The sequence below is a fragment of the Pseudomonas sp. P4_C3 genome (assembly GCF_056402075.1).
Window position 1 is genome coordinate 1 of the sequence record NZ_JBFUIC010000144.1, and the last position, 11326, is coordinate 11326.

Genomic DNA, 11326 nt, shown 5'->3' on the forward strand with positions numbered 1-11326 from the left:
CAGACATTCCTTGCCGTGGTCGATTTTGGTTCTTACACCAAGGCTGCCAATTACCTGAGCATCAGCAAAGCCATGGCCAGCCTGCATGTCAAGGCGCTGGAGGACGTGCTGTCAGCGACGTTGTTGATTAGAAACACCCGAAATATATCCCTCACCGAAACCGGTCAGGACTTTTATGAAGAATTCAAAGGTATTGTCGCGGACATCGATAACGCCTTCGATAATGTATTAAAAGGACATAATCGGGTGTCCGGCAAGTTGCGCTTCAGTTCCACCAGTGAATACGGCGAGGCCTATATTCTTCCGTTGATACCGCAATTTATAGAGCGCTACCCGGAAATAAAACTCTGTTATAACTTCAACTCGTCACTCAATGATCTGGTGGCGGAAAAGTTAGACCTGGTAATCCGTTTAGGCCATTTGGCGGACACGGCTTTCAAGAGCCGTAAACTGGCGGATTATGAAATTGTCCTGGTGGCTACCGAGACGTTTCTTGCACGTCACCCGGTGCAGAATCCTCAGGACCTGAATTCGGTGCCGTGGATCGCCAACAGCAACCTGCAGGCACCGACCCAGTGGACGTTGCGCCATCCGCACTTGGGGACTGTCGAGATCAACGGGATCAATCAGTTTGAATCCAATTCTTCCACGGCCATCCGTTCCATGACGTTGTCGTCGCTAGGCGTCTCGGTGCTGCCCGCCTGGGTGGTCAAGGACGATATCGCCAGCGAGCGGCTGATCCGGTTGTTGCCCGACTATTCGCTGCCCTCGCAGTCCGTCAATGTGGTGTTTCCCAACAGCCCGCATTTGCCCCACAAATCGAGGGCATTCATCGATTTCCTGTTGCTACATCTGGCGCAGTAAGCACCAAATAAAAGGTTCTTCACGCAATCCCGGGGAGCACATATAACGAAATATCTGTAGGGGCTGCCGAACGCGGCCCGAACCTTCGGCAGCTCCTACAGGGGAACGCGTGCACCACCAAACAACGAGGTCGAGCGTTAGCTCGCCTCGCGGTGCTGTTGCGGTSCACGCCCCCTCGWGAGGCCGAGYGSAGGTTCTGCGCAGTGGGCAACCCGGCATGGATGCCGGGTTAGCCGCCGCCGGCCATGGATGGCCGATSGCGGCGGGCCCACGGAGCAGGACCGGAGCGAGGGCATGCCGAGCCTARGCGAGGCACCGAACGTCAGGGGCAARAGCCCTTGGTTACTTGGGGCCGGGCGGCGTTCCGCTYTTCCAAGTGACCCGCCGTAAGGGCGGAACCMTWAGTGGCCGTTACCGCAGCAATGAATATGTACACTAGGAAGAAAATGGTCGGCCGTAAGGTCGCCATCTCGACGTATCACTCGGACATTCTGCTTTCTCGATGCCAGAGTGTCGGAAAAAGCTCGTGCTCCATAGGTACATCTGATGCCAGAGCATCTTTAAGCCCAGGAAAGTCGGGGGAGGTGGCCCAAGGTCTCGGCGCATGCCGCACGTCATCGCCTATGACCCTCACTGAAAACGCGCGGCGACGGTTATGCCCGCCCACGCCAGCAGAGGCATGCAAGGTCAACATGTTGAAACACACCATGTCCCCCGGCGACAACGTCCATCCGAGAATGGGAAAGTCCTCGCGATGGCTTTCAATATCCGGTAGCTCGCCCAATGTTCCCTCGGAAAACCATTTGGCCTGGCTGTCCATGAAGGACCGAGGCATCAACCAGGGGCCTTTGTGTGAGCCGGCGATGAACTCGAGGGTCGATTCCCTGGGCACGGGGTCAACTGGAATCCAGAAACTCACGGTGTCCGACCCCGTGATGTTGTAGTAAGGCTGGTCCTGGTGCCAAGGTGTGCGTTGGCGCGTATTGGGCTCTTTCACCAGCAAGTGATCATGGTGCAGGCGCACCCGTTGGCTGTTCAGCAGGGCGGCCGCGATGGGGGCGATGGCGGAGTTGAAGATGAAGTCGCGATAGTGTGCATTCTCTTGCCAGTTACAAAAGTCCTCGAAGAACCATCCCGGGTCCGTAGGGCAGCTCGCCACTTTTGCGCGAGGGCTGGGATGGGCAAGGTTGCGCTCGATGCCCAGCGTTAGTTCGCTGATTTGCTGCGCAGTAAACGCATTACGGATGCACACTGCACCATCGGTTTGAAAGGCACGTACAGTCTCGTCGCTGACGGGGATGGCAAAACGAGATTCACCGCGTTGCGTCATTTCGTTCATGGGGATTGCCTCATTCGCCGTAAATATCGAAGTTGAAGTACTGCTTCGCGATCTGGTCGTATTGGCCTGATTGGCGAATGCTGGCAATGGCCGTGTTCAGCTGCTCTCTGAGATCAGGCTCGTTTTTTCGGACACCGATAGCGACGCCATCGCCAATGATGCTTTTGTCGGTGATGGGCTCACCGGCGAAGGCAAAGCCCTGGCCCTGAGGCTTTTGCAGTAATCCGATGTCGGCTTGTACCGAGGCCTGGAACGATGCATCCAGGCGTCCGGTGATGAGGTCTGAAAACACCTGGTCCTGGGTTTGGTAGGTAAGGATATTGACGCCTTGGTGGCCCCATTGCGACTTGGCATAGCTCTCATGCAGCGAGCCTTGAACCACCCCAACCGACTTGCCCTTCAATGATTCTGCCGTCGGCAGCAATCCGGAGTCTTTTCTGGCAACGAGAGAAGACGGCGCGGTGTAGATTTTGTGGCTGAAATCGACCTGCTGGCGACGTGGCTCGGTGGCGCTGAATGCAGACAGGATGGCGTCAAATTTTTTCGCCTTTAACGCCGGGATCATGCTGTCGAAGGTCTGCTCGACCCAAATACACTTGACCCGCAACTCGGCACAAAGGGCATTGCCCAGATCGATATCAAAACCACTCAATGAGCCATCTGGCTGCTTTTGCTCGAAAGGCGGGTAGCTAGGGTCGACGCCGAATCTGATCACCGGTTCTGCCTGCGATAGCGGGGTGATGATCAGCCCGAACAGCAGAGTGATGTATTGAAATTTGCGTAGTTGCATGATGACCTCATTTTTTATTGGTTTTCACGTTTTGGCAGGTCTTTGCTCAAGCGTTGAGTGGCAAGAAGGCCTCAGTCAACTTGACCCAATAGCCAGCGCCCCGAATCAGGATGTCGTCATTGAAGTCGTAGCGAGGGTCGTGAGCCATGCAGCTCTTTTCACCGTCGCCATTGCCGATGATCAGATAGCTGCCAGGGCATTGCTGCAGGAAGTAGGCGAAATCCTCGCTGCCATTGAAGGGCACGATGTCGTTCATCACCTCGTCCTCACCGAGCCAGTCGATGGCCACCTGACTGGCAAACCGGGTCATTTCTTCGTCATTCACCAGCAACGGGTAGTCGGCACTGTAGTCGATGTCGGCGGTCGCGCCGAATGCCTGCGCCTGGGCGTGAATGAGGTGTTTTATCTGGCGCTCCAGGCGGTCCCGGACGGCGTTGTTCAGTGAGCGGACGGAAATCAGCATGTGCGCGCTGTCCGGGATCACGTTGGACGCCTTGCCTGCGTTAATGGCCCCGACGGTGATAACGCTCATTTCCTGAGGTGAAGTGTTGCGCGAGACGATTGTCTGCAAGGCCATGATGATGCTTGCGCAGACCACCACGGGGTCGACGCTCAGATGCGGCATCGCGCCATGACCGCCTTTTCCGTGAATCGTGACATTGACCTGGTCGGCGGAGGCCATGAAGGGGCCGGCTCGGAACCCGAGTTTTCCGACAGGGTAGCCTGGCATGTTGTGTGCAGCGAACACTGCATCGCAGGGGAACTGTTGCAGCACGCCTTCCTGAATCATTCGTCGGGCGCCGGCCAGACCTTCTTCGGCCGGCTGGAAAATCAGGCGGACGGTGCCATCGAACGGATGGCCATGGGCGAGGGCGTAGGCGGCGGCGAGGAGCATGACCGTATGCCCGTCATGGCCACACGCGTGCATCTTGCCCGGTATCCGGCTTGCGTAGGGGAGCCCGGTTTTTTCCAGAATAGGCAGTGCGTCCATGTCAGCCCGTATGCCGATCACACGCGAACCGGTGCCTTTTTTCAGCGTGGCGATGACCGCGGTTTCGGCGAAGCCGCGCGTCACGTCATAACCCCATTTGATCAATCGTTCGGCTACCAGCTCACTAGTCTCGACCTCCTGATAACCGAGTTCAGGGTTGGCATGGATCTGGTGGCGCAGTTCGCGCATTTCCTGCTCAATCTCTTTTAACAGCGTGATGGACTGTGTCATTGGCAGTGTTTTTCCTTGGTGACCAAGAGGAGAAACCAATCTGTCGCAAGGGCCACAATCGACGATGGCTTACGGCATCATGCGTTTCATCAAAGTGCCGGGGCTTTTTCTGGTACGGTCTTTTGGTGAGGTTCGAAGCCCAGGTGGTGTTGGTCCGAGAGTAGTGGGCCAAGGCAGCAGCTGACAGGCAATCGAAAGTGAACAAGGCAACCCAGGGTTAACACCGGCGGACACTATGAAGTTCTATCAACTCAATGCACTCGTGGCGGTGGCCGACGCGGGCAGCATCCGCGGCGCTGCAAAAAGGCTCGACACTTCGCCGGCAGCGGTCACCAAGGCCATCCAGAAGCTGGAGGCAGACACCGCCACACAATTGCTGATCCGTAATACCTCAGGGATTGTGTTTACCGAGCTCGGCAAAAAGTTGTTGATTCAGGCACGTCTGCTGGTGGCACAGATGGTCAGCGCCCGTCAGGTATTGCCTGATTGCAAGGGGGAACTGGAGGGGTGCTTGTCGGTTGCCGTGACACCCTGGTTGGCGATGACGCTCATGCCAAAATCCGTCGTGCGTTTTCGCCAGCTGTTTCCAAAGGTACAACTTGAATTGTATGAGGGGCTTTCATCGGTCGCGTGTCCGCTGCTGCGGGATGCGAGCGTCGATCTGTTTATCGGACGGCTTGATACCCGGTTTTCCAGCACCGACCTGACCTATCTGCCGCTGTTCACGGCTGATTGTGCGGTGGTGGCCCGTCAGCAACACCCGTTGTCGAACAGCAGGACCATGGAGGATCTGGCGTCGGCTGACTGGATACTGGCCTCGCAACAAGATGGAACGATTTCGACGCAGGGGCATGTGCATTTCGCCCATTCGCTCTCGATCATCTTGAGCTTGCTGCGTGAAACCGACATGTTAAGCATCTTTCCCTGGCCGCTGGTGGAGATATGTGCTCAGCGCGAAGGCTTGTGCGCCTTGCCTCTGCGCGAGCCGGTCGGCAGTGCCTCGGTTGGCGCCATCAGCCGAAGCGGGCAGCCCCTGCGGCCGGCGGCCGAGCGGTTTCTGGAGTGTCTGATCGAAACCATTCACCTGGAGATGGGGCATGCGCAATCTCCTTATCGGCGCATGTTGCAGACCGTCGATTTGTTGGTCTGAGAGCTGTTATCGAAACTGAGTGGAACGTCACTGGTTTCATGGTCATACGTCACTGCCTGTTCCTGGCCAACTCCTGCCAGATCAGTTGGCCGTTCTTGACGTAGTCAGTTGAAGAGGAAGTTACTGGTGCTCAGTCAGGTTGAGCGTGTCCTTCCAGAATCTCAAATCCATCATCAAGGGGGGCGTACCCCACAACTTTTCTGGTCTTCTCGATAGAAAGTCGCTTATATCTGTTATCTGAGACCCCGTGGATAACATGAAATCCGCTCAGCTCGGCCTCGACGCAATTTCTAAGTAGTGCGACAACATCCCTGATACTAATAAAAGCAGCTACATCCCTGTGACTGTGGTTTTCCCCTTGGTGAAATATAGCTACGTTTGCAATACGGACTGCGATTGTTGTCATTTGACCATCGTTTGCATACATCGAAGCCAGCGCTTCCCCGAACGCTTTGCTGACCCCGTATAGATTGCCTGGCTTAGGTGCCATACATTCATGTATCTGGACATCCTCTGGATAACCTTCGATAGCCTGAGCGCTGCTCGCAAATATAAAGCGCTCGCAGCCTTGAGCCTTTGCGGCGAATAGCATGTTGTAGGTGCCCACAATATTCACAGGGAGCAGGGAGGTCATGAAATCGGCGTCTGGGCGAGGGTCAGCAGCTAGATGAATCACTGTATGTATGCCTTCGCAAGCTTCAAGGCAACTGGCTTGAACGCTGATGTCGAGAGCGAAACGTTGTGCCGATTGCGGAAGTGTTGATACATCCATGTCGGCTAAACGCAAATCTGATTTATCGTAGTGCGCTTTCCAAAAAGCGCTGCCGATTCGGCCCGCAGCACCTGTGACTAAAATTTTTCGCGCGTTCATTTCAGCATGTCCTTATGGTAAACGTCACTGTAGCTTCCCAGCGTTACGAAGGGGCTGAATCCACAATAGCTGTCGGTGGGCAAGGAGCGCTTTCAATCCAATTACCGCCTGGGAAACCGAGCACCACTTAACTCGTTGTCCCGCTCGCTCCTGTAATATGCCAGCCCTCACCACCACGAGCTTTGAAAATGGATTCTCACTCGATTCTGACTTTTACCTTGGTCGCCGCGATTGCTATCGCCAGCCCAGGGCCTGCGACCTTGATGGCGATCAACAATAGCCTGGCCCATGGGCAGCGCAGCGCCATATGGTCATCGCTCGGCAACGCCAGTGGCCTGTTCTGCCTGTCGTCCGCTGCCATGCTGGGGCTGGGGGCGCTGCTCGCCAGTTCCGAATGGTTGTTCAATGCGGTGAAATTCATCGGTGCCGGTTATTTGTTCTACCTGGGCATCAGACAATTGTTCAAAAAGGGCCCGATGCTCCCGGACGGGATTCAGGATAACTTGAAGAAAAGCCGGCCGACTCGCTCCAAGCTGTACAAATCGGCCTTCCTGACGGCGGTGACCAACCCCAAGGCGACGATGTTCTTCACCGCGTTGTTTCCGCAGTTCATCGATCAGAGCACGGCATTGCTGCCGCAATTTCTGATCCTCACCTCGATCTTCATGGCATTGTCGGTGTCGTCCCTGAGCCTCTATGCCGCGCTCGCCTCGCGGGCCAAGGGTGTGCTGACCCGGCCTGCGCTGTCCCGCTGGGTTAGCCGGGTGGTGGGGTCGACATTCATCGGTTTCGGTGCTGCCATTCTGACCATGCGGCGGCAGGCGGCGTAAGGGGAGTCGGGCTTGTAACTCCGGTAACAGGAAGGCCGGGGACTGTGAAACTCTGTACGAACCTACCCAGTAAGCGCTTCGAGGAAGATTAAACGGCGCATCATGGGGGAAGCCCTTTACCGGAAAGTATCGGTGAATCGGGTGTTGGATAAGGTTGAAATTACGGAGTAGCCATTCCGTTCAGTGGCGACCGGTTTACTCGCCACTGATTAGATTCGCGTCCTGGAGCATTCACGAGTGACCGCTTTTGGCTGTGCTGCCTGTCACGACGACCGTCAGAAAGTGCCCCAACGCTGCCACTCGAGCTAGCGCTCTGCATGTCGTACAAGCCAATGGATCTTTGCTGCCTTACTTCCCCGTCAGTCCCTGCAGATGTCGGTACCCGGCCGCCTGAGTGAAATCGGCCAAATACCAGATTGCTCCGTTGGCTCCCCATAAGCCGTCGTTGACTTCATCAAGGATGATCGACAATCGCCCTTCATGGTTCCGGCAATGATGGCTCAGGGAAATGAATTGATCGCAAAGCTGACGGCTCATATCGAAGCCTCACTACCGGCGACCATCAACGTCAGTACACTCGCATTCGACTTTGGCTTGTCAGAGCGAACGTTGTCTCGACACATACACAAGGCTACCGGCTACAGCCCGTTGCGGCTGATCCAGCGTGTCCAGGCCAATAAAGCCCGGGAGCTGCTGGCAAACAGTAAATACTCGGTCGATACCATTGCCGAACGCGTCGGATACCGGGATACCACATCTTTGCGGCGATTGATGAAAAAAATGCTTAACGCAACACCCCGGCAATTGCGTTAAGCCGATATGTCTCGCTCCTTTTAAAGTGGTCGATTAAGTAGAAGCAAACGTGCCGCCAGCGCTGTCATAACCGCAGCGAAGCTATAGGCTCCCAGGCGTTTGGAGATCATGCCTTCGCGAAGGCGCATATGCAGCTGTCCGGCACAAAATCCGAGTAGGGCATGAAAGATCAATGCGATAAGTGCAAGCAATAACCCCAAGAACATCAATTGCGAGGTGACAGTACCGGTACCTGCGGTGACGAACTGCGGCAGAAACACCATGAAAAACAACAGCGCCTTGGGGTTTAACAAGCTGTTGAGCGTGGCTTGGGCAAAGATCTTTCTCATCGAGGCCTGTGTAGCTTGAGACTGAGTATCCGTAGAAGGAGTCTTCAATGCCTGCCACGCCAGCCACATCAGATAACCAGCGCCGGCCCAGCGCAGCAAGTCAAACGCCGGCGCCCAACTCATCACTAACGCACCGAGGCCTGCGCTAACCATGATGGTCATCAGCACGTCAGCCAGGGTTATTCCTAGCGCAGCGGCGAGGCCGGCGCGCCATCCATGAGCAACAGCATGGCTGCTGACGATGGCCATGTTAGGGCCAGGAACGATCAACAACAGCAAGGCGGCAACAATGAACAGATAAAGGTCAGTGGTATCCGGCATAGGGCATAAGTCCGTGAGTGAGGAGTCATGCTAACCAGTAGTAGATAGGCAGGAGCAGATACAGTGCGGATGGATTTGGCCGCAACAGTCTGGTTTGGAGAGGGAAAAGTAATCTGCTAGACGGCACGGTAAAGCAGGTGCGAATGGCCGCTTCTGGCCGATTTCTGCCTGACGAGAAGCGCTGCAACCGCCACATAGCTGACCGTCATCCAAATCGTGTGAGCTAATGGCGAAAGCTTGAGCGCGGAAAACACCCCACGCTTGAGCCGTGCCCGGAAGGTCTCCAGATCGTGCTGCTGTCACGACGGGCATCGCTCAAAACGCTTGAGCACTGCATTGAGGGCGCGTTGTTCGTACAAACCGACGCCAAGACGACAGTGGCGAGTCCCAGTTTGATCGCCGAGAAATTCACGCGCCATATGGCCGTCATCGAAATGGCGAGCAATAGGTGTCGGGTTTTCATACGGATCTTCCTTGATGGATCGTTGACAATTGCAACGTAAAAAACCACAGCACCAGGGCTGTCGCGCTGATCGAGGCGCCCAGCAGGCTGACGGCTATCCAGCCCCATAGCGCATAAACCTGCGTCGCGGCGGCAGCGCCCAGTGCACTGCCCACCGAGTAAAAGCACATGTAGGCACCGACCATGCGACTTTGCGCGTCGGGTCGTGCCGCGAAAATCAGGCTCTGGTTGGTGACGTGTACGGCTTGCACCGCGAAGTCGAGCAAAAGCACCCCGCAAACCAGGGCGATCAGTGACGACTGTGCAAAGGCGATGGGCAACCAGGACAGCGTCAGGATCGCCAGCGAAATGCCCGTAACGCGTTGCCCCATACCTTGATCGGCCCAGCGACCGGATCTTCTGGCAGCCAGGGCACCGGCGACGCCAGCCAGGCCAAACAGGCCGATGACCGTGTGTGAAAGCGACAGCGGCGGGGCGCTCAACGGCAGCACCATGGATGTCCAGAGCACGGAAAAAGCGGCAAAGATCAGCAAGGCCAGCAGGCCCCTGATGCGCAAGACCGGTTCGGTCATGAACAGCGTGAAGAGCGACCGGATGAGTGCCGGGTAGGTGTATCGACTGCGTGGCGTCACTGCGGGAGGCAAGACTTTCCAGAACACTGCCGCGAGGGTCAGCATCAATCCCGAGGAAACGAAATACACGGCGCGCCAGCCCGCCAGATCGGCGATCAGCCCGGAGGTGAATCGCGCCAGAAGTATGCCCAGGACAATGCCACTGGTGACGGTTCCCACGGCCTGGCCACGTTGTGACGGCGTTGCCAGCACGGCGGTATAGGCCACCAGCACTTGAACCATCACTGCCAGCAAACCCACAACGATCATGGCCCCCAACAGGGTCAACCATTGCTGTGCTGCGCCGACCCCCGCCAGCGCAATCGCCGACAGCAGCACTTGAGTCAGAATCAGCCCTTTACGGTTTAACAAGTCACCCAGCGGGACGATGAACAGCAACCCCAGCGCGTAACCGACCTGGGTAGCCGTCACTACAAAGCCGATCATGGATGAGGCCACACCCAGGCTCTGAGCCATTGAGTCGAGTAAGGGTTGTGCGAAATAAACGTTGGCGACTGCCAGCGCGCAGGTGACCGAAAATAAAAACGTGAGTGACGGAGAAAGCCCCGAAGCCTGCGTGACGAAAGGCTGGGTGGCTGAGTCGGCATCTGCTGTCACATGAGCCTCCGTGGCGTTAAACTGGTTTCAATTAAAAACCGGATTCCATTGTTACTGAATCAGGTTTCAAATTGCAACCACATTGCTCAAAATTGAACGACAGGCTTGGCAGCCCTTATCCAAAAGGTAAACACGATGGTCGAAGACGCTTCATCGCACAGCAGCGAATGTCCGGTAGCACGAACACTGGAAGCCATTGGGGATCGATGGTCGCTCATGATCATTCGCGATGCGTTTGACGGCATTCGCCGATTCAGCGAATTCCAGAAAAGCCTGGGGGTGGCCAAAAACATCCTGGCATCGCGCCTGAAAACCCTGGTTGAGGTCGGTGTATTCGACGTTCAACCTGCTTCGGATGGCAGTGCCTACAAGGAGTACGTCCTGACGGAGAAAGGCCAGGAGATCTTTCCGGTTGTGGTCAGCATGAGGCAGTGGGGCGAGCGTTTCCTGTTCACGCGGGAAGAGACGCGTTCTGTGTTGTTGGACAATACGTTCGGCCAGTCCCTGATGCCGATTGAAGTTCGCTCCTCGAGCGGTCAAAAACTTGGGCCGTCCGATTGCCACAGAGTGAGAGTGGTCGCCGACGAGTCGTGAATCGACAAGTGACACCCTCAAGCGGATGCCTCCTGCGCTGAGCTTTGTCGAATGAATCGCTCAATCAGCCATCTCGCGGCCGGTCCCGGTGGCAGATCCGTGCGGTAAATGACGTCAAAGGCATAAATCCCGCTCTGGTATTCCGGCAAGTTCAGACGTACCAGCCGACCGGCCTGCAGGTCTTCCTCGACCATCGGACGGGGCATGTTCCCCCAGCCAATACCTTCACGCAGCAGCATGTGCTTGGCGCCCAGGTCCGCCAGGCGCCAGGTGCGGTTACTGAGGACGGCGAAATCCTTGTCCTTGGTCAGCAGCGAGCGGTCGGACAGCACCAGTTGCGTGAACTCTCGCCCGGCGCCCGGAACATTCACATCGCTTGATGCCAGTGGATGATTCGGCGCCGCCACCGGAATCAATTCGACGCTGCCGACGCCAATTCTTTCGATACCGTCGATGCCCTCGTTCATCGGGCCACTGACGCCGATGATCGCGCCACCGTTGATCACCAGGT

Annotated in this window: 11 protein-coding genes and 1 pseudogene; 5 read left to right on the forward strand and 7 right to left on the reverse strand. The window is 56.4% G+C overall.

All coding sequences use genetic code 11. The features are described 5' to 3' along the window. The coding region (locus AC1DVH_RS19975; RefSeq protein ID WP_477755258.1) for a LysR family transcriptional regulator at positions 1-864 on the forward strand (864 nt) is incomplete at its 5' end. Between the two features lie 478 nt (positions 865-1342). On the opposite strand, the gene AC1DVH_RS19980 is transcribed toward AC1DVH_RS19975, so the two are convergent. The 3 genes from AC1DVH_RS19980 to AC1DVH_RS19990 are packed head-to-tail and all read right to left on the reverse strand — an operon-like array spanning position 1343 to position 4215. After that, the gene (locus AC1DVH_RS19980) at positions 1343-2203 is read right to left on the reverse strand and encodes a phytanoyl-CoA dioxygenase family protein (protein WP_477755259.1); all 861 of its coding nucleotides are present in this window, start codon (positions 2201-2203) and stop codon (positions 1343-1345) included. Positions 2204-2213: 10 nt separating this feature from the next. Next, a complete protein-coding gene (locus AC1DVH_RS19985; protein ID WP_477755260.1) occupies positions 2214-2993 on the reverse strand; it encodes an ABC transporter substrate-binding protein in 780 nt (259 codons plus the stop codon). Positions 2994-3039: 46 nt separating this feature from the next. Continuing rightward, positions 3040-4215: a M20 aminoacylase family protein gene (locus AC1DVH_RS19990; protein WP_477755261.1), complete on the reverse strand. Its 1176-nt coding sequence runs from the start codon at positions 4213-4215 to the stop codon at positions 3040-3042. A gap of 235 nt (positions 4216-4450) precedes the next feature. On the opposite strand from AC1DVH_RS19990, the gene AC1DVH_RS19995 reads away from it, so the two are divergent. Further along, positions 4451-5365, forward strand: coding sequence for a LysR family transcriptional regulator (locus tag AC1DVH_RS19995; RefSeq protein ID WP_477755262.1), 915 nt, complete (start codon positions 4451-4453; stop codon positions 5363-5365). A 130-nt stretch (positions 5366-5495) separates the two neighbouring features. Here AC1DVH_RS19995 and AC1DVH_RS20000 read toward each other — a convergent pair whose 3' ends face one another. Beyond that, entirely contained in the window at positions 5496-6236 is a 741-nt protein-coding gene (locus AC1DVH_RS20000; protein WP_477755263.1) for an NAD-dependent epimerase/dehydratase family protein, read from the reverse strand. 188 nt (positions 6237-6424) lie between these two features. Here AC1DVH_RS20000 and AC1DVH_RS20005 point away from each other — a divergent pair, with 188 nt between their 5' ends. After that, positions 6425-7066, forward strand: coding sequence for a LysE family translocator (locus AC1DVH_RS20005; RefSeq protein ID WP_223458943.1), 642 nt, complete (start codon positions 6425-6427; stop codon positions 7064-7066). 468 nt (positions 7067-7534) lie between these two features. After that, positions 7535-7879, forward strand: a pseudogene (locus AC1DVH_RS20010) (helix-turn-helix domain-containing protein); the annotation flags it as partial. A 20-nt stretch (positions 7880-7899) separates the two neighbouring features. Here AC1DVH_RS20010 and AC1DVH_RS20015 read toward each other — a convergent pair. Together AC1DVH_RS20015 and AC1DVH_RS20020 are read right to left on the reverse strand one after the other, a co-directional pair. Beyond that, positions 7900-8529, reverse strand: coding sequence for a LysE family translocator (locus tag AC1DVH_RS20015; protein WP_477755264.1), 630 nt, complete (start codon positions 8527-8529; stop codon positions 7900-7902). Between the two features lie 459 nt (positions 8530-8988). After that, the gene (locus AC1DVH_RS20020) at positions 8989-10221 is read right to left on the reverse strand and encodes an MFS transporter (protein WP_477755265.1); all 1233 of its coding nucleotides are present in this window, start codon (positions 10219-10221) and stop codon (positions 8989-8991) included. A 135-nt stretch (positions 10222-10356) separates the two neighbouring features. Here AC1DVH_RS20020 and AC1DVH_RS20025 point away from each other — a divergent pair, with 135 nt between their 5' ends. After that, positions 10357-10815, forward strand: coding sequence for a winged helix-turn-helix transcriptional regulator (locus AC1DVH_RS20025; protein WP_477755266.1), 459 nt, complete (start codon positions 10357-10359; stop codon positions 10813-10815). A 17-nt stretch (positions 10816-10832) separates the two neighbouring features. Here the strand turns inward: AC1DVH_RS20025 and AC1DVH_RS20030 are convergent. Further along, on the reverse strand, positions 10833-11326 hold a 494-nt coding region (locus AC1DVH_RS20030), incomplete at its 5' end, for a substrate-binding domain-containing protein (protein ID WP_477755267.1).